This window comes from Citrobacter freundii complex sp. 2025EL-00176, assembly GCF_053309355.1.
Window position 1 is genome coordinate 200,590 of record NZ_JBRYHT010000001.1, and the last position, 18,829, is coordinate 219,418.

At 54.1% G+C, this 18,829-nt stretch carries 14 protein-coding genes and 1 tRNA gene; 7 read left to right on the forward strand and 8 right to left on the reverse strand.

From position 1 onward, the window contains the following. Positions 1-11: 11 nt before the first annotated feature. Positions 12-1,139 carry a 23S rRNA (uracil(747)-C(5))-methyltransferase RlmC gene (gene rlmC, locus ACVXHP_RS01000; RefSeq protein WP_447570699.1) on the forward strand — a complete coding sequence of 376 codons (1,128 nt, stop codon included), beginning with the start codon at positions 12-14 and terminating at the stop codon, positions 1,137-1,139. A gap of 321 nt (positions 1,140-1,460) precedes the next feature. Here rlmC and ACVXHP_RS01005 read toward each other — a convergent pair. The 3 genes from ACVXHP_RS01005 to ACVXHP_RS01015 all read right to left on the reverse strand — a co-directional run bounded on the left by ACVXHP_RS01005 (position 1,461) and on the right by ACVXHP_RS01015 (position 3,252). Further along, a tRNA-Ser gene (locus ACVXHP_RS01005) sits at positions 1,461-1,548 on the reverse strand. Between the two features lie 149 nt (positions 1,549-1,697). Beyond that, on the reverse strand, positions 1,698-2,375 hold the full coding sequence (locus ACVXHP_RS01010; protein ID WP_042309503.1) for an isochorismatase family protein: 678 nt from the start codon (positions 2,373-2,375) through the stop codon (positions 1,698-1,700). A gap of 16 nt (positions 2,376-2,391) precedes the next feature. Continuing rightward, complete coding sequence (locus tag ACVXHP_RS01015; protein WP_200007048.1) at positions 2,392-3,252, reverse strand: pirin family protein; 861 nt, start codon at positions 3,250-3,252, stop codon at positions 2,392-2,394. Positions 3,253-3,360: 108 nt separating this feature from the next. On the opposite strand from ACVXHP_RS01015, the gene ACVXHP_RS01020 reads away from it, so the two are divergent. After that, complete coding sequence (locus tag ACVXHP_RS01020) at positions 3,361-4,272, forward strand: LysR family transcriptional regulator (protein ID WP_042309500.1); 912 nt, start codon at positions 3,361-3,363, stop codon at positions 4,270-4,272. Between the two features lie 79 nt (positions 4,273-4,351). On the opposite strand, the gene infA is transcribed toward ACVXHP_RS01020, so the two are convergent. The 5 genes from infA to trxB form a co-directional block, all read right to left on the reverse strand. Further along, positions 4,352-4,570, reverse strand: a complete 219-nt coding sequence (infA, locus tag ACVXHP_RS01025; protein WP_002211347.1) for a translation initiation factor IF-1 — start codon at positions 4,568-4,570, stop codon at positions 4,352-4,354. A 285-nt stretch (positions 4,571-4,855) separates the two neighbouring features. After that, positions 4,856-5,560 (reverse strand): leucyl/phenylalanyl-tRNA--protein transferase, encoded by a 705-nt coding sequence (gene aat / locus ACVXHP_RS01030; RefSeq protein WP_038639268.1) that lies wholly within the window; start codon positions 5,558-5,560, stop codon positions 4,856-4,858. Between the two features lie 44 nt (positions 5,561-5,604). Beyond that, positions 5,605-7,326 (reverse strand): heme ABC transporter ATP-binding protein/permease CydC, encoded by a 1,722-nt coding sequence (cydC, locus tag ACVXHP_RS01035; RefSeq protein WP_447570700.1) that lies wholly within the window; start codon positions 7,324-7,326, stop codon positions 5,605-5,607. Then, entirely contained in the window at positions 7,327-9,093 is a 1,767-nt protein-coding gene (gene cydD, locus ACVXHP_RS01040; RefSeq protein ID WP_447570701.1) for a heme ABC transporter permease/ATP-binding protein CydD, read from the reverse strand. A gap of 114 nt (positions 9,094-9,207) precedes the next feature. After that, a complete protein-coding gene (gene trxB, locus ACVXHP_RS01045; protein WP_003831889.1) occupies positions 9,208-10,176 on the reverse strand; it encodes a thioredoxin-disulfide reductase in 969 nt (322 codons plus the stop codon). Between the two features lie 547 nt (positions 10,177-10,723). Between trxB and lrp the strand changes: the two genes are divergently transcribed. The 5 genes from lrp (at position 10,724) to serS (ending at position 18,797) form a co-directional block, all read left to right on the forward strand. After that, positions 10,724-11,218, forward strand: a complete 495-nt coding sequence (lrp, locus tag ACVXHP_RS01050) for a leucine-responsive transcriptional regulator Lrp (RefSeq protein WP_002439523.1) — start codon at positions 10,724-10,726, stop codon at positions 11,216-11,218. A gap of 134 nt (positions 11,219-11,352) precedes the next feature. Then, positions 11,353-15,336: a DNA translocase FtsK gene (ftsK, locus tag ACVXHP_RS01055; protein ID WP_447570702.1), complete on the forward strand. Its 3,984-nt coding sequence runs from the start codon at positions 11,353-11,355 to the stop codon at positions 15,334-15,336. A gap of 111 nt (positions 15,337-15,447) precedes the next feature. Further along, entirely contained in the window at positions 15,448-16,059 is a 612-nt protein-coding gene (gene lolA / locus ACVXHP_RS01060; RefSeq protein WP_003831898.1) for an outer membrane lipoprotein chaperone LolA, read from the forward strand. A 10-nt stretch (positions 16,060-16,069) separates the two neighbouring features. Then, positions 16,070-17,413: a replication-associated recombination protein RarA gene (gene rarA / locus ACVXHP_RS01065; RefSeq protein ID WP_304697670.1), complete on the forward strand. Its 1,344-nt coding sequence runs from the start codon at positions 16,070-16,072 to the stop codon at positions 17,411-17,413. Between the two features lie 91 nt (positions 17,414-17,504). After that, complete coding sequence (serS, locus tag ACVXHP_RS01070; RefSeq protein WP_200007034.1) at positions 17,505-18,797, forward strand: serine--tRNA ligase; 1,293 nt, start codon at positions 17,505-17,507, stop codon at positions 18,795-18,797. Positions 18,798-18,829 lie beyond the last annotated feature (32 nt).

Genomic DNA, 18,829 nt, shown 5'->3' on the forward strand with positions numbered 1-18,829 from the left:
TAGGTTTTTGTATGCAGTGCGCACTATATGACGCTGAGCGCTGCCGCTCCTGTCAGTGGATAACACAGCCTGTCGCCGATCAACTCCTCTCAAAAACAGCCGATCTGCAGAATCTGCTGGCTGATTATTCGGTCGGAGAATGGTGCGCGCCGGTCAGCGGCCCGGAACGCGCTTTTCGCAACAAAGCCAAAATGGTGGTCAGCGGCAGCGTGGAAAAACCACTGCTTGGGATGCTGCATCGTGACGGTACGCCGGAAGATTTGTGTGATTGTCCGCTCTATCCCGCCTCTTTTGCGCCCGTATTTGCCGCGCTCAAACCGTTTATCGCCCGGGCGGGGTTAACGCCCTATAACGTGGCGCGTAAACGCGGGGAGCTGAAATATCTGCTGTTAACGGAAAGCCGATTTGATGGCGGTATGATGCTGCGCTTTGTCCTGCGTTCAGACGCCAAACTGGCGCAGTTGCGTGCAGCGCTACCGTGGTTGCAGGCACAATTGCCACAGTTAAAAGTGATCACTGTTAATATTCAACCGGTGCATATGGCGATTATGGAAGGGGAGACAGAAATCTTCCTGACAGAGCAGCAGGCGCTGGCGGAACGCTTTAACAATGTGCCGTTGTGGATACGCCCGCAGAGCTTTTTCCAGACCAACCCAGTGGTGGCGGGGCATTTATATGCCACCGCGCGCGACTGGGTGCGTCAGCTTCCGGTTACTCATATGTGGGATCTGTTTTGCGGCGTAGGGGGCTTTGGTCTGCATTGCGCCACGCCGCAGATGAAACTGACAGGTATTGAAATCGCGCCAGAGGCGATTAACTGTGCGAAACAATCGGCGCAGGAGCTTGGGTTGCAGAATCTGCATTTTCAGGCGCTGGATTCGACTCAGTTTGCTACCGCCCAGGACGAAGTACCCGATCTGGTGCTGGTGAATCCACCGCGTCGCGGGATTGGCAAACCGCTGTGCGATTTCCTTTCCCACATGGCGCCACGTTTTATTGTCTATTCAAGCTGCAATGCGCAAACCATGGCGAAGGATATTCACCAGTTGCCAGGGTACCGCATTGAACGCGTCCAGCTTTTCGATATGTTCCCACACACCGCGCATTACGAAGTGTTAACGCTGCTCCGCAGACAATAACGGATATGCCTGATGGCGCTTCGCTTATCAGGCCTACAGGCTGTTCGTCATTTGTAGACCGGATAAGGTGCTTGCACCGCATCCAGCAAAGGCAATATGCGAAAAAAAGCCCGTACTTGCGTACGAGCTCTTCTTTAAATATGGCGGTGAGGCGGGGATTGACTCGCTTCGCTCGCCCTGCGGGCAGCCTGTTCGCTGCGCTCTCAGTCTGTCCAACTGGCTGCGCCAGTAGTCGAACCCGGTCCGGGCTTCTCATCCCCGCCAGGCTGTAAAATATGCGAAAAAAAAGCCCGCACTTGCGTACGAGCTCTTCTTAAAATATGGCGGTGAGGCGGGGATTCGAACCCCGGATACGTTGCCGTATACACACTTTCCAGGCGTGCTCCTTCAGCCACTCGGACACCTCACCATATTGTATTGCTGCCTGACCGCTTGGGGGGCAACGGGGCGCTACTATAGGGAGTTGCGCTAAAACGGTCAAGCAGAATTTACGTGTTCACTGTTGTTTGGTCACACAGTGTACATATTCCTCCGCCCGAACCAGCGCGGAGGATATAATTAACGCTGAGAGTCCAGTTTTTCGCCGTTGGTCACAACTTCCTGGGCTTTGCTGTAGCTCTCTATCAGCAACTGATACGCCGGGAAGACTTTGGTATACACTTCTGCCCATTCAGCGGCGTCTTCACGGTTCCATGTCCCCTGAATTTCAGACGCGACGGCAGCGGTATCCATCGGCACGACGCCAGCCTGAACCACACGTGCCAGGGTGATTTCCTGCGCCATCTTGCTGTAAGTACCGGATGCGTCAATCACCGCGAAGACCTTGTAACCTTCCGCCACTGCGCTGATGGCCGGGAAAGCCATGCAGACGCTGGTGATGGTACCGGCGATAATCAGCGTTTTACGACCCGTTGCTTTTACCGCGTTCACGAAGTCTTCGTTATCCCAGGCGTTGATTTCACCTTTACGCGCCACGTATTGGGCATGCGGCGCATTGGCGTGGATCTCCGGGATCAACGGACCGTTAGGTCCCTGCGGTACGGATGCCGTGGTAATTACCGGCATCTTCGCCAGGGTCGCCATTTTAGCCAGCGCCGCGGCACGTGCACGCAGTTCAGGCATTGGCATATCGCCGACGGTCTGGAAAAGCCCGCTCTGATGATCGATAAGCAACATGACGGAATCATTCACATCGATGACCGGACGTGAACCATTAAAGTTTGCAGGACTGGACATATTCTTCTCCTTCGATTCAGATTTGGCCAAAACGGCCGGAGTTAAAATCGCGTACGGCTTCAGCGATTTCTTGTTTCGTGTTCATGACAAACGGACCGTAACCCACAATCGGTTCGTTTAACGGTTCGCCAGACAGCAGCAGCACGATGGCATCGCTGGTGGCTTCAATATGCAGCGTTTTCCCTTGCTGGCTTAGTACCACCAGTTGCGCTTCGCTGGCTGGCGTGGCGCCGTTGACGGTGATATTGCCTTTCAATACCACCAGGGCGGTGCTCCATCCTTCCGGCTGGGACAACGTAAGTTGATGATTACGTTGCAGGCGCATATCCCAGACGTTCAGTGGCGAGAAGGTATGGGCTGGCCCTTTTATATCCTCGTAGCTACCCGCAATAACGCGAACGCTTCCTGCGTCATCAGGTAGAGCAACCGTGGGGATAACATCGCTGGTGATGCCCTGGTAACCCGGTACGGCCATTTTGTCTTTGGCCGGCAGGTTGACCCACAGCTGCACCATTTCCAGTTCGCCGCCCCGACGGGTAAATTCCGGTGAATGGAACTCTTCGTGTAATATCCCTGCACCTGCCGTCATCCACTGCACGTCGCCGGGACCGATAATGCCGCCACGACCGGTTGAATCACGGTGTTCAACTTCGCCGCTGTAAACGATGGTCACCGTTTCAAAACCACGGTGAGGGTGTTCGCCGACGCCACGCTTTTCGTTACCCGGAGTAAACGTATGCGGACCGGCGTAATCCAGCAGCAGAAACGGACTTAACTGCTCTGCATGAGACTGGTAAGAGAACATTGAGCGAACCGGAAATCCATCGCCAACCCAGTGTGGGCGAGGTGCGGTGTAGACGCCTGTTACTTGTTTCATTTGTGTCTCCTCAGTGGCGTTATCTTGATGTGAATAAGCTTATATTCATGACAGCGAACTGAGTAGTAGCTAAAATGGTCTTCACTGTCTCATAAATAGGACAATAAGATGACAAAGCCGGATCTCAATGATTTTGCATGGTTTGTACATGTTGTAGAGGAAGGCGGATTCGCAGCCGCGGGACGCGCGCTTGATGAACCGAAATCAAAACTGAGCCGACGTATCGCGCAACTTGAAGAGAGGTTGGGGGTTCGACTTATTCAGCGAACCACCCGGCAGTTTAACGTGACTGAAGTTGGGCAAACATTTTACGAACACTGTAAGGCGATGCTGGTGGAAGCACAGGCGGCGCAGGATGCCATTGCGGCTTTACAGGTTGAGCCGCGTGGCGTTGTGAAGCTGACTTGTCCGGTCACCTTGTTGCACGTGCATATTGGGCCAATGCTCGCCCGATTTATGGCGCGTTATCCCGATGTTTCCGTGCAGCTTGAGGCGACGAACCGCCGCGTTGATGTGGTAGGCGAAGGCCTGGATGTGGCGATTCGCGTTAGACCTCGTCCATTTGAGGATAGCGACCTGGTGATGCGGGTACTTGCAGACAGGGGACACCGGTTATATGCCAGCCCGCGGTTAATTGAACAGATGGGCGCGGTCAACTCCCCGGCGGAATTGACCCGTTGGCCGGGCCTGAGTCTGGCATCGGGTAAACATGTGCATCGCTGGGAGTTATTTGGCCCACAGGGCGCACGGGCGGAGGTGCATTTCACGCCGCGGATGATCACCACCGATATGCTGGCGTTACGTGAAGCTGCGGTTGCCGGTGTGGGGGTTGTACAACTTCCGCAACTGATGGTGAAAGAACAATTAGCGGCGGGTGAACTGGTGGCATTGCTTGACGGTTGGGAGCCTAAGCGGGAGATTATTCACGCAGTCTTTCCGTCTCGTCGGGGATTATTGCCCTCAGTACGCGCATTGGTAGATTTCTTAACAGAAGAATATGCGCGGATGATTGAGGATTAAATACCTGGCCTCAGCCTATAAAAAAGGCCGGTTAAACCGACCTTTTATTATCTGGACGCCATTCGGGCGTTAAAAACAATCAGCGACTACGGAAGACAATGCGGCCTTTGCTCAGGTCGTACGGGGTCAGCTCAACAGTCACTTTGTCGCCCGTCAGGATGCGGATATAGTTTTTGCGCATTTTACCGGAGATGTGTGCAGTAACCACGTGACCGTTTTCTAACTCTACGCGGAACATGGTATTAGGTAACGTATCGAGAACGGTACCCTGCATTTCAATATTGTCTTCTTTGGCCATCTAATCCTCTGGGGTATCACTACCGTAATTTGAACCGGCAAGATAATGCCGAAGTTCTTTTAATAAGTAAAGATTTGTGCGTTTAAAACACAGCAAATCGGGTTTGGCGCATTACTCTAACCACCCACGGCAAAGCCGCACTTAAAGCGCAACGTGTAAGGGAACGAGGAGATAAACGATAGGCGTTGCCTGGCGCGAACTGTTCCTTAACGGCGGCGGGGTAATGGGCTAAACCAACTCTGCGGCACAATTATAACACCCCGACAAAAAATGTGCCGAAAACATTCACCCTTGAGGCGAAAATAACGTCCTTGGTATCCAGAAATGGCTCGGTAGCCGCTGCTGACGCAGTCTGCTCAGCTGCTCAAGGTACTCCCGCCGCGGAGTTTCGATGGCGCCCAGCGATGCTGTGTGGCTATTTAATACCTGACAGTCGATTAATTTTCCGCCCTGACGGATAAATTCAGCGCAAAAAACAAGCAGTGCGGTCTTGGACGCATTTTCCTGACGGCTGAACATGGATTCGCCACAAAACAGCGTACCTTGCGCCACGCCGTACATGCCGCCTACCAATTCATTTTGTCGCCATACTTCAATTGAATGCGCATGCCCCAGTTCGTGCAGACGATGGTAAGCGTCCACGACATCGTGTGTGATCCAGGTACCTTCTTCACGATCGTTCGCACAGCCCTCAATCACCTGACCGAACGCGTAGTTGAGCGTCACGCGATAAGGCGAATTTTTATGAAAGCGTTTCATGCTGCGACTGAGGTGAAAGTTTTCAGGCCAAAGAATGGCGCGCGGATCGGGTGACCACCACAGAATAGGATCGCCGGGTGAAAACCACGGGAAAATACCGCGCTGGTAGGCCATCAACAGGCGGGCTGGGCTGAGATCGCCACCCAGCGCCAGTAGACCGTTAGGCTCGCGTAGAGCGCCTTCCGGTGATGGGAAGGCTATAGAATGGCGGGACAGTTGCACCAGGCGCATGACAGCGAAACTCCACTACGCGAGTTTGATCGTTCAATAATAGCTTACAGACGTTGCTTAAACTGGTAATAACGCCCCTGCCTGGCTAACAGATCTGCGTGATTACCTTGCTCAATAATTTGTCCGTTGTCCATCACTATTATTTGATCAAAACGCGACAATCCGCGCAGACGATGGGTGACCATCAGCACGGTTTTATCCCGCATCACATCGCCAATTAATTCAAGCATTTGGCTTTCTGTTGTGGCATCAAGCCCTTCGGTAGGCTCATCCAGCAGCATCAGTGGAGCATCGTGCAACAAGGCGCGGGCGATAGCCAGACGACGGAGCTCGCCGCCTGAAAGCTGGCGACCACCTTCACCCAACCAGGCATTGAGTCCATCGCCTTCAAGCAGTTTATCCAGACCGACGCGGCACAGGATCGCGGATAACGCTTCATCGCTGGCGTGCGGTGCTGCCAGCAGCAGGTTGTCGCGAAGCGTAGCGCTAAACAGATGTACGCGCTGTGGCACGACGCTGATGATTTGGCGCAGTGTGGCTTCATTCAACGCTGAAAGCGGTCGATCGTTAATCAGGATTTCGCCACTTCGCGGATCCCATGCGCGGGTCAACAATTGCAGCAACGTTGATTTTCCGCAGCCGGTACGACCCAAAATAGCAATGTGCTCACCGGGTTTGGCCTCCAGTGAAAGAGTATCGAGGGCTTTTTGCGCCTGCCCCGGATAGCTGAAGGAAACCTCACGTAGGGTAAGGGTGAGCGGCTCAGAAACCGGAGATTCGGTATCCGGGAAGGTGACTTCTGGCTGCTGTTCAGTCAGTTCGGTGATGCGTAATGCAGAGGCAATAACCTGGCCGAGATGCTGAAACGCGCCGGTGACGGGCGCTAATGCCTCAAACGCAGCCAGCGCACAGAAGACAAACAGCGCAATTAGCGCGCCTGGCTGGGTATTTCCGCCCACGCCGCCTGAGGCCATCCATAACATCATAATCACCGCCAGCGCGCCGATTAACAGCATGACCGCCTGCGACAGTGCCGTTAATTCGGACTGACGTCGCTGCGCTTCATGCCACTGCAATTCGGTAGCTTCCATTTGAGCGCGGTAGCGTTCACTGGCGCCGAAGATGGTCAATTCAGCCTGGCCCTGCAGCCAGGAGGTTAACTGCTGACGATATTGCCCACGCAGATGCGTCAGGCTTTGCCCGGTACTTTTGCCTGCCTGATAAAAGAGTGGAGGCAGAATGAATAAGGTCAGCAGCATAATACCGCCGAGGGTGACAGCCAGCGTGAAATCGAGAACGCTCAGTCCCAGCGTGACTACCATGATGACAACAAACGCGCCCACCAACGGAGACAGAACGCGTAAATAAAGGTGATCAAGCGTGTCGACATCAGCCACGACGCGGTTAAGTAATTCACCTTGTCCATAGCGGGACAGGCCGGCAGGGGAGAGCGGTAGCAGCTTGCTAAAGGTATAAATACGCAGGTGTTGCAGCACGCGGAACGTGGCGTCGTGGCTGACCAGACGCTCGAAATAACGGCCTGCGGTTCGGGTGATTGCCGCACCACGGACGCCCGCTGCGGGGAGCATATAGTTAAAACTGTAAATTCCGGTGACGCCGACCACCGCAGAAGCAGACAGGAACCAACCTGAGAGCGTCAGCAAGCCAATACTTGCCAGCAGCGTAACGATCGCCAGAACGATGCCCAGCGTTAACATCCATTTATGACGTTTATACAGCGTCAGATAGGGTAGCAAAGCGCGCATTTAGATATCCTCCTGACGATGAGCCAGTAGTGTTGCAAAAGCACCGTTGGCAGCGCTAAGTTCAGCCCAGCTACCTTGTTCAACGATCTGACCGTCCTGCATGACCCAGATAGCGTCCCAGTCGGCAAGATCTTCCAACTGGTGTGTCACCATCAGCGTGGTCTGGCGGCGCGATGCTGCGTTCAATGCCTGCATCACGCGTTGTTCACTATGAGCATCAAGGCTGGCTGCGGGTTCGTCCAGCAGAAGTAACTGACACGGATTAAGTAAGGCGCGCGCCACGGCCACGCGCTGCGCTTGACCAACAGAAAGTCGGGCCGCCTGATCGCCGACTGGCGTATCTACGCCCTGCGGCAGCAGCGGTAAAAACTCGCTCACCCAGGCGCTGTCGAGAGCGGCCTGAAGCTGTTCTTCACTGGCATCTGGCCGTGCCAGCAGTACGTTATCGCGTAACGTGGCGGCAGGAAGCTGCGGGTTTTGCCCAACCCAGGACAGCTGTTTGCGCCAGGAGTCAGGTGACAGGTCGCGTAGTTCAAAACCGTTAATCCGCAGCGATCCCTGATAAGAAAGAAAACCGGACAGAACATTCAGCAGCGAACTTTTTCCGGAGCCGCTACGACCCACCAACACCGCACGTTGACCAGCTGCCAGGGAAAAGTTGAGCGGCCCCGCGAGCACTTTGCCTTCCGGCGAGGTGATGATCAGGTCTTGCGCTTCAATTGAAACGGCATCTTTCGTCGCCAGCTCAATCTCACCACGCTCAGGGTGCGCCAGCGGGGTTTCCATAAAGGTTTTCAGACTGTCTGCTGCTCCAACGGCTTGCGCTTTGGCGTGATAAAACGTCCCGAGATCGCGCAGGGGTTGGAAAAACTCCGGTGCCAGAATGAGCGCCAGGAAACCGGACGCCAGCGTCACGCCCATGCCGTAGTGACCGAAGTCGAGCTCTCCGAGGTAGGAAAAACCGAAGTAAACTGCGACCAGCGCAATAGACAGCGACGTAAAGAATTCAAGGACGCCAGATGACAGGAATGCCAGGCGCAGGACTTCCATGGTGCGCTGGCGGAAATCCTGCGATGCGGCGCGAATACTTTCGGTTTCGGCTTCACCGCGACCAAATATTCTCAGCGTTTCCATACCCCGCAGGCGATCGAGGAAATGACCACTGAGTCGGGCAAGCGCCTGAAAGTTGCGGCGGTTAGCGTCGGCTGCGCCCATACCGACCATCGCCATAAACAGCGGGATCAGCGGGGCGGTTCCGAGCAGAATAAGCGCGGCTACCCAGTTTGACGGAAACACGGCCGCCACAATCAACAGGGGAACGCATACGGCCAGCGCCATTTGCGGCAGATAACGTGCATAGTAATCATGCATATCGTCAATCTGCTCGAGGATCAGGGTCGCCCAACTCCCGGCTGGTTTACCCTGTATCCAGGCCGGACCCGCCTGCTGCAGGCGATCGAGAACCTGGCGACGAATCTCAAAGCGAATATGTTGCCCGGCGTGAAACCCGACGCGTTCGCGTAACCAGACGACCCATGCGCGCAGGATGAAAACCAAAATCAGCACGATGAAAGGGAGCAGAAGCGCCTCTCGGGGGATATTGCCCATGATCATATGGTCCAGAATTCGGGCCATAAGCCACGCCTGAGCGACAATTAACAAGCCGCTCACGAACCCCAGCAGGCGTGAAATATTCAGCCATCGTTGGGAAATTACACTTTGCTGTTTTAACCAGCGGGTCAGCTCTTTTTGACGGGTTTTATTCATTGCACGCTTAGCAGGTGAGTTATTGGAATTTTTGGGCAGGACAATGTTACAACGAGGCAAAAATAAAGGCGACTTATAGTCGCCTTTTTTACTTTTGTTACTGATTTGTAAAACTTATTTGCAAGCGTCTGCCAGACCGTCGAGATAACGTTCTGCGTCAAGCGCAGCCATACAACCCGTGCCCGCAGAAGTGATTGCCTGGCGATAAATATGGTCCATCACGTCACCGGCTGCGAAGACGCCTGGAATGCTGGTTTGCGTCGCATTGCCGTGAATACCGGACTGAACTTTAATGTAGCCGTTTTCCAGTTCGAGCTGACCGTCGAAAATGGCGGTATTCGGGCTGTGGCCGATGGCGACAAACAATCCCGCAACGTCAAGTGATTCAACGTTGTCAGTATTTTGCGTATCGCGCAGGCGCAGTCCGGTTACGCCCATTTGATCGCCAGTCACTTCTTCCAGCGTACGGTGCGTGTGCAGCACGATGTTGCCGTTTTCAACTTTATCCATCAAACGCTTGATAAGAATTTTCTCAGCACGGAAGCTGTCGCGACGGTGAATCAAATGTACCTCAGACGCGATATTCGCCAGATACAACGCTTCTTCAACAGCGGTATTACCGCCGCCGATCACCGCAACTTTTTGGTTACGGTAGAAGAAACCGTCGCAGGTGGCACAAGCGGAAACGCCGCGGCCCTTAAATGCTTCCTCTGAAGGCAAGCCCAGGTAACGGGCTGACGCGCCGGTGGCGATGATCAATGCGTCACAGGTGTATTCACCACTGTCGCCGGTCAGACGGAAAGGGCGGTTTTGCAAATCAACTTTGCTAATGTGATCAAAAATGATTTCTGTCTCAAATTTGGTCGCATGCTCGTGCATACGTTCCATCAGCAGCGGGCCGGTAAGATCGTGCGGATCGCCAGGCCAGTTTTCCACTTCTGTTGTTGTGGTCAGCTGACCACCTTTTTCCATACCGGTAATCAGTACCGGTTGCAGGTTAGCGCGTGCAGCGTAGACCGCAGCGGTATACCCCGCAGGGCCTGAGCCCAGAATAAGAAGTTTACTGTGTTTGGTTGCGCCCATGAGATCCCCATAGTTGTTGGCAGGCAATGAGCAGGATTGTAGGGAATTTACAGGCGTAAAAAAAGAGTATGGCGATTTTGTTAACAATATGTGTAATAGCGGAAACCGATGAACGGCAGATTTAGTCGTAACACTATAACGATTTCTACTTAAAATCGGTCAGTTATAAGGTGATAAAATGACGAATTTCCATCACCGCGACTGAATAACTGGCATGTTGTACTAAAAATCGATGTTTTGCTTTGACAATCCCCTGCTGTTTTGCGAAAACATTCAAGGAAGAAAAAAACTGTGTCATGTATGTGCTGCATAATCATGCATGTAGATACCATGTTTACCGTGTTAGCGAAATCTACGCATGGTGTGGACAGATGCCATTCGTGATGTCGATAGCCGCCGACAGGCAACGGTCTTCTCACCATAAACCCAGACATTGCGAGCCGTAAATCCCTCTGGGTTGCGGTTTATTTTGATGGGGAGCGACTCTGAACAGTGATGTTAGTAGAGTCAGGCAGGAGTAGGGAAGGAATACAGAGAGACAATAATAATGGTAGATAGTAAGAAGCGCCCTGGCAAAGATCTCGACCGTATCGATCGTAACATTCTTAATGAGCTGCAAAAGGATGGGCGTATTTCTAACGTCGAGCTTTCTAAACGTGTGGGACTTTCACCAACGCCTTGCCTTGAGCGTGTGCGTCGGTTGGAAAGACAGGGTTTCATTCAGGGCTATACAGCGCTGTTAAACCCACATTATCTGGATGCATCACTTCTGGTTTTTGTTGAGATAACTCTGAATCGTGGCGCCCCGGATGTGTTTGAACAATTTAACTCTGCAGTACAAAAACTTGAAGAAATTCAAGAGTGTCATTTGGTTTCCGGTGATTTCGACTATTTGCTGAAAACACGCGTACCGGATATGTCAGCATACCGTAAGCTGCTGGGGGAAACCCTGCTGCGTCTGCCTGGCGTAAATGACACACGTACTTATGTAGTAATGGAAGAAGTCAAACAGAGCAATCGTCTGGTAATTAAGACGCGCTAACACGGAACAGGTGCAAAATCGACGCAGTTTGATTACACTCCTGTTAATCCATACAGCAACAGTGCCGGGGCAACCCGGTGCTGTTGTCCGTTTTAGCATCGGGCAGGAAAAGCCTGAAACCTGGAGAGCCGTTTTTGAGCCAGGAATACACTGAAGACAAAGACGTCACATTGACGAAGTTAAGCAGCGGGCGCCGACTTCTGGAAGCGCTACTGATCCTTATTGCCCTTTTGGCCGTCTGGTTGATGGCTGCCTTACTCAGCTTTAACCCTTCGGATCCCAGTTGGTCGCAAACTGCATGGCATGAACCGATCCATAACCTGGGAGGCATTCCCGGTGCATGGTTGGCGGATACGCTGTTCTTTATTTTTGGCGTCATGGCCTACACCATTCCGGTCATTATTGTCGGCGGCTGCTGGTTTGCCTGGCGACACCAGGCCAGCGACGAATACGTCGATTATTTTGCCGTTTCACTGCGCATTATTGGCGTTCTGGCGCTGATCCTCACTTCTTGCGGGCTGGCCGCAATTAACGCCGATGACATCTGGTATTTCGCCTCTGGCGGGGTGATTGGCAGCCTGCTCAGCACTACGCTGCAGCCATTACTGCATAGTAGTGGCGGTACCCTTACGCTTTTGTGCATCTGGGCTGCGGGATTAACGCTGTTTACCGGCTGGTCATGGGTGAGCATTGCGGAAAAACTGGGCGGCTGGTTACTCAATATCCTGACATTTGCCAGCAACCGTACTCGCCGCGACGATACCTGGGTCGATGACGAAGAATATGAAGATGAAGAAGAGTTTGTCGACGCCGCTGATGGCAAACCAAACGAATCGCGTCGGGCTCGAATTCTGCGCGGTGCGTTAGCGCGCCGTAAACGTCTGGCTGAGAAATTTACCAATCCGCTGGGTCGTCATACTGATGCTGCGCTGTTCTCCGGCAAACGCATGGATGATGAAGATGACATTGAATACAGCGCACGTGGCGTGGTCGCCGATCCGAACGATGTGCTATTTTCCGGTAATCGGGCAACATTGCCTGAATACGACGAGCTCGATCCACTGCTGAACGGCCATTCGGTGACAGAGCCAGTAGCTGCCGCAGCAGCAGCCACAACGGCATCTCAGGCCTGGAGCGCGCCGGTTGATCCGCTGTTGCAAACGTCGCCAGTGACCAGCACCGTAATGGAACAATCGACGCCAGCCGTTGCCTGGCAATCCGCGCCTGGCCCGCAAACCGGTGATGCGGTGATTGCGCCTGCGCCTGAAGGTTATCCGCAGCCAGCCCAGTACGCTCAGCCTGCGGTGCAGCAGCCGTATGAGCCGTGGCAACAGCCGGTTGCACAGGAGAATCCACAGCCGGAATATTACGCGCCGCAGACGCCTGAGCCTGTTTATGCGCAACCCGTCGCGCCGCAGCCGCAGGAATTCACCGCGCAGCAAAACTGGCAGCCGGAACCTGTTTATCAGCCGGAGCCTGAGCCGCAACCTGTCTATCAGCAGCAGCCTGGCTTCCAACAACCTTCCACGTTCCAGCAACCTGTGGTTGAACAACCTTCCGTGGTGGAACCTGAGCCAGTTGTTGAGGAGACGAAACCCTCTCGTCCGCCGCTCTACTATTTTGAAGAAGTCGAAGAGAAACGAGCGCGCGAGCGTGAGCAGTTGGCCGCCTGGTATCAGCCTATTCCAGAACCCGCTCAGGAACCTGAGCGTGTTAAGCCGTCGATGCCATCTATGCCGACGACTGCCTCCATTCCGCCCGTTGAGTCTGTTGCCGCCGTTGCGCCGCTGGCTGCCGGCGTGAAAAGTGCCGCTTTGGGGGCAGGTGCCGCTGCCGCAGCGCCTGTCTTTAGCCTGGCGGGTAGCGGTGCGCCGCGTCCGCAGGTGAAGGAAGGAATTGGCCCGCAGTTACCGCGTCCGAATCGTGTGCGCGTGCCTACTCGTCGGGAATTGGCATCGTATGGCATAAAACTGCCGTCACAGCGTATGGCTGAAGAGAAAGCTCGCGAAGAGCAGCTTGATACCGATGCGTACAGTGACGATGAGATTGATGCAATGCAGCAGGATGAGCTGGCACGTCAGTTTGCTCAGTCTCAGCAGCACCGCTATGGCGACGACTATCAGGACGATACCCGTCAGACTGATGACGAAGATACGGCCGCAGAAGCGGAACTGGCTCGCCAGTTTGCCTCTTCCCAGCAGCAGCGCTATTCCGGCGAACAGCCTGCCGGGGCGAATCCGTTCTCGCTTGATGACTTTGAATTTTCGCCAATAAAAACGCTGGTGGATGACGGTCCGCATGAGCCGCTGTTTACGCCTGGCGTGATGCCGGAGCCTGCGCCGCAGTACCAGCAGCCGGCACAGCCAGTTGCACCGCAGCAGCATTATCAGCAGCCGGTACAGCCTGCCGCACCGCAGCAGCAGTACCAGCAGCCGGCACAGCCTGTTGCACCGCAGCAGCATTACCAGCAGCCGGCACAGCCTGTTGCACCGCAGCAGCATTACCAGCAGCCGGCACAGCCTGTTGCGCCGCAGCAACATTACCAGCAGCCGGCACAGCCTGTTACACCGCCGCAGGATAGCCTGATCCATCCACTGTTGATGCGTAACGGCGACAGTCGTCCGGTTCAGCGTCCGAGTACGCCGCTGCCATCGTTAGATCTGCTGACGCCGCCGCCGAGTGAAGTTGAGCCGATTGATACTTTTGCACTGGAACAAATGGCTCGTCTGGTGGAAGCGCGTCTGGCGGACTTCCGTATTAAAGCCGATGTAGTGAACTACTCTCCTGGCCCGGTTATCACCCGCTTTGAACTCAATCTGGCGCCAGGCGTTAAAGCCGCGCGCATTTCCAACCTGTCGCGAGATCTGGCGCGTTCGTTGTCGACCGCTGCCGTTCGTGTGGTCGAGGTCATTCCTGGCAAACCATATGTCGGTCTGGAATTACCGAACAAAAAACGGCAAACCGTTTATCTGCGCGAAGTGTTAGATAACGCGAAATTCCGTGATAACTCGTCTCCGTTGACTGTGGTATTGGGTAAAGATATTGCGGGCGAACCGGTTGTTGCCGATCTGGCGAAAATGCCGCACCTGCTGGTGGCAGGGACTACCGGTTCCGGTAAGTCGGTTGGGGTGAACGCCATGATCCTCAGCATGCTGTACAAGGCCCAGCCTGAAGACGTTCGCTTTATCATGATTGACCCGAAAATGCTGGAGCTGTCGGTTTATGAAGGCATCCCGCATCTGCTGACTGAAGTTGTGACCGACATGAAAGATGCTGCCAACGCGCTGCGCTGGAGCGTCAATGAAATGGAACGTCGTTACAAGCTGATGTCAGCGCTTGGCGTACGTAACCTTGCAGGTTATAACGAGAAAATTGCTGAAGCTGCCCGTATGGGACGTCCGATTCCAGACCCGTACTGGAAGCCGGGGGACAGCATGGACGTTCAGCATCCGGTTCTGGAAAAACTGCCGTATATCGTTGTGCTGGTGGACGAATTCGCCGATCTGATGATGACCGTAGGTAAGAAAGTGGAAGAACTGATTGCACGTCTGGCGCAAAAAGCGCGTGCGGCGGGGATCCACCTGGTGCTGGCAACCCAGCGACCATCCGTTGACGTCATTACCGGTCTGATTAAAGCGAACATCCCGACGCGTATTGCCTTTACCGTGTCCAGCAAAATTGACTCGCGTACTATCCTTGACCAGGGCGGCGCGGAATCGCTGTTGGGTATGGGCGACATGCTCTATTCGGCACCGAACTCGACGATTCCTGTGCGTGTACACGGCGCCTTTGTTCGTGATGAAGAAGTTCACGCGGTGGTTCAGGACTGGAAAGCGCGCGGGCGTCCGCAATATGTTGATGGTATTACCTCAGACAGCGAAAGCGAAGGTGGCGCTGGTGGCTTTGATGGTGGCGAAGAGTTAGATCCGTTGTTCGATCAGGCGGTGAACTTTGTTACCCAGAAACGCAAAGCTTCCATCTCCGGTGTTCAACGTCAGTTCCGGATCGGCTACAACCGTGCGGCGCGCATCATCGAACAGATGGAAGCGCAGGGAATTGTCAGCGAGCAAGGGCATAATGGTAATCGTGAAGTGTTGGCTCCGCCGCCCTTCGATTGATTGCAAAGTTAAGTAATTCAGTATTTTCTACTTTCCTCATGCTTATTTTTGGCCTGAAATGGATAGCAGAGGGATCTCCCCGTTGGGAGTGACGTATTTTGAGGAATAACGATGAAAAGAATCGCAATCACCTGTGCATTACTGTCGAGCTTTGTAGTTAGCAGCGTCTGGGCTGACGCTGCCAGCGACCTGAAAAGCCGCCTGGATAAAGTCAGTAGCTTCCATGCCAGCTTTACGCAGAAGGTTACGGACGGTAGTGGCGCGGCAGTGCAGGAAGGTCAGGGTGATTTATGGGTTAAACGTCCAAATCTGTTTAACTGGCACATGACGCAGCCTGACGAGAGCATTCTGGTTTCCGATGGTAAAACGCTGTGGTTCTTTAACCCGTTTGTTGAACAAGCTACCGCGACCTGGCTGAAAGACGCCACGGGCAACACGCCGTTCATGCTGATTGCGCGTAACCAAGCCAGCGACTGGCAGCAGTACAACATTAAGCAAAACGGCGATGATTTTGTGCTGACGCCGAAGACCAGCAGCGGTAACCTGAAACAGTTTACGATCAATGTTGGGCGTGACGGGACAATCCATCAATTTAGCGCCGTTGAGCAAGACGATCAGCGCAGCAGCTATCAGCTGAAATCGCAGCAGAATGGTGCGATTGAACCCTCAAAATTCACCTTTACCCCACCGCAAGGTGTAACGGTTGACGATCAACGTAAATAGAGGCGTGTGAGTGAGCAATCTGTCGCTCGACTTTTCTGATAATACCTTTCAGCCACTGGCCGCGCGTATGCGGCCAGAAAATTTAGCGCAGTATATCGGCCAGCAGCATCTGCTGGCTGCGGGTAAGCCCTTGCCGCGCGCCATAGAGGCCGGGCACCTGCACTCCATGATTTTATGGGGACCGCCGGGAACGGGTAAGACCACCCTTGCCGAAGTCATTGCCCGTTACGCTAACGCCGATGTTGAACGAATTTCGGCTGTCACCTCTGGCGTGAAAGAAATTCGTGAAGCGATTGAGCGTGCGCGTCAGAACCGTAACGCGGGTCGACGCACCATACTGTTTGTGGACGAAGTCCATCGTTTTAATAAAAGTCAGCAGGATGCGTTTTTACCGCATATTGAAGACGGTACGATTACGTTTATTGGCGCTACCACCGAAAACCCCTCGTTTGAACTGAATTCGGCACTGCTGTCGCGGGCGCGCGTTTATTTACTGAAATCGTTAACCACCGACGATATTGAACAGGTGCTGGATCAGGCGATGTCTGATAAAGCGCGGGGTTACGGTGGGCAGGATATTGTTCTGCCACAAGAGACGCGTCGGGCGATTGCCGAACTGGTTAATGGTGATGCGCGGCGGGCGCTGAATACGCTGGAAATGATGGCCGATATGGCCGAAGTTGATGATTCCGGCAAGCGCGTATTAAAAGCGGAATTGCTTACCGAAATTGCCGGTGAACGCAGCGCGCGCTTTGATAATAAAGGCGATCGTTTTTACGATCTCATCTCCGCCTTACACAAGTCGGTACGCGGTAGCGCCCCGGATGCGGCGCTCTACTGGTATGCGCGGATCATTACCGCGGGTGGCGATCCGCTGTACGTTGCCCGTCGCTGTCTGGCGATTGCCTCTGAAGATGTGGGCAATGCCGACCCTCGCGCTATGCAGGTGGCGATTTCCGCATGGGATTGTTTCACCCGCGTGGGACCCGCGGAAGGCGAGCGGGCAATCGCTCAGGCGATTGTTTATCTGGCCTGTGCGCCGAAGAGTAACGCGGTTTACACCGCCTTCAAGGCCGCACTGGCCGATGCCCGTGAACGTCCGGATTACGACGTTCCCGTTCACCTGCGCAATGCGCCGACTAAGCTGATGAAAGAGATGGGCTACGGTCAGGAATATCGTTACGCTCATGATGAGCCAAATGCCTATGCCGCCGGAGAAGAGTACTTCCCCCAGGAAATGGCACAAACGCGCTATTATCGCCCCACAAACAGAGGTCTTGAAGGCAAGATTGGCGAAAAGCTCGCCTGGCTCGCCGGACAGGATCAAAATAGCCCTATAAAACGCTACCGTTAGTGTTATCGTTGCGGTAATGTTGTCTCTGTATCCCTGTGACCGCAGGCTGTGGTCACTTTTCCCATTTTAATTCGATAAGCACAGGATAAGCATGCTCGATCCCAATCTGCTGCGTAATGAGCCAGACGCAGTCGCAGAAAAACTGGCAAGCCGGGGCTTTAAGCTGGATGTAGATAAGCTGCGCGCTCTTGAAGAGCGTCGTAAAGTTCTGCAGGTACAAACTGAAAACCTGCAGGCAGAGCGTAACTCTCGATCGAAATCCATTGGCCAGGCAAAAGCGCGCGGGGAAGATATCGAGTCTTTACGTCTGGAAGTGAACAAACTGGGCGAAGAGCTGGATGCCGCGAAAGCTGAACTTGAGACCTTACAGGCCGAGATCCGCGACATTGCGCTGACCATTCCAAACCTGCCAGCGGATGAAGTTCCGGTGGGTAAAGATGAAAATGACAACGTCGAAGTCAGCCGTTGGGGTACACCGCGTGAGTTTGATTTCGAAGTCCGCGATCACGTTACCCTGGGTGAAATGCACACGGGTCTTGATTTCGCCGCTGCGGTGAAGCTGACCGGCTCTCGTTTCGTGGTCATGAAAGGGCAGATCGCACGTATGCATCGTGCGCTGTCTCAGTTCATGCTGGATCTGCATACCGAACAGCATGGTTACAGCGAAAACTATGTTCCGTATCTGGTTAACCATGACACGCTGTACGGTACCGGGCAACTGCCGAAATTCGCTGGCGATCTGTTCCATACCCGTCCGCTGGACGAAGAAGCAGACAGCAGTAACTACGCGCTGATCCCAACGGCAGAAGTTCCGCTGACTAACCTGGTGCGTGACGAGATCATTGACGAAGATGCGCTGCCGATCAAAATGACCGCGCATACGCCGTGCTTCCGTTCTGAAGCAGGCTCTTACGGTCGTGATACCCGCGGTCTGATCCGTATGCACCAGTTCGATAAAGTTGAGATGGTGCAGATTGTTCGTCCGGAAGACTCAATGGACGCGCTGGAAGAGATGACCGGCCACGCCGAGAAGGTTCTTCAGCTTCTGGGTCTGCCGTACCGTAAGATCATTCTGTGCACCGGCGACATGGGCTTCGGCGCATGCAAAACCTACGATCTGGAAGTGTGGATCCCGGCGCAGAATACCTACCGCGAAATCTCTTCCTGCTCCAACGTGTGGGATTTCCAGGCTCGTCGCATGCAAGCGCGTTGCCGCAGCAAATCCGACAAAAAGACCCGTCTGGTGCATACGCTGAACGGTTCCGGTCTGGCAGTTGGACGTACGCTGGTGGCGGTAATGGAAAACTATCAGCAGGCGGATGGCCGCATTCAGGTTCCGGAAGTATTACGTCCGTACATGAATGGCCTGGAATTCATTGGCTAAGCTACCTTTCTAAGCGAAAAAGCGCCTCCGGG

Bases quoted from the DNA above. Each gene is read 5' to 3' on its own strand.
- rlmC (WP_447570699.1), top strand. From the start codon at position 12: ATGCAGTGCGCACTATATGACGCTGAGCGCTGCCGCTCCTGTCAGTGG.
- ACVXHP_RS01010 (WP_042309503.1), bottom strand. From the start codon at position 2,375: ATGTCCAGTCCTGCAAACTTTAATGGTTCACGTCCGGTCATCGATGTG.
- ACVXHP_RS01015 (WP_200007048.1), bottom strand. From the start codon at position 3,252: ATGAAACAAGTAACAGGCGTCTACACCGCACCTCGCCCACACTGGGTT.
- ACVXHP_RS01020 (WP_042309500.1), top strand. From the start codon at position 3,361: ATGACAAAGCCGGATCTCAATGATTTTGCATGGTTTGTACATGTTGTA.
- infA (WP_002211347.1), bottom strand. From the start codon at position 4,570: ATGGCCAAAGAAGACAATATTGAAATGCAGGGTACCGTTCTCGATACG.
- aat (WP_038639268.1), bottom strand. From the start codon at position 5,560: ATGCGCCTGGTGCAACTGTCCCGCCATTCTATAGCCTTCCCATCACCG.
- cydC (WP_447570700.1), bottom strand. From the start codon at position 7,326: ATGCGCGCTTTGCTACCCTATCTGACGCTGTATAAACGTCATAAATGG.
- cydD (WP_447570701.1), bottom strand. From the start codon at position 9,093: ATGAATAAAACCCGTCAAAAAGAGCTGACCCGCTGGTTAAAACAGCAA.
- trxB (WP_003831889.1), bottom strand. From the start codon at position 10,176: ATGGGCGCAACCAAACACAGTAAACTTCTTATTCTGGGCTCAGGCCCT.
- lrp (WP_002439523.1), top strand. From the start codon at position 10,724: ATGGTAGATAGTAAGAAGCGCCCTGGCAAAGATCTCGACCGTATCGAT.
- lolA (WP_003831898.1), top strand. From the start codon at position 15,448: ATGAAAAGAATCGCAATCACCTGTGCATTACTGTCGAGCTTTGTAGTT.
- serS (WP_200007034.1), top strand. From the start codon at position 17,505: ATGCTCGATCCCAATCTGCTGCGTAATGAGCCAGACGCAGTCGCAGAA.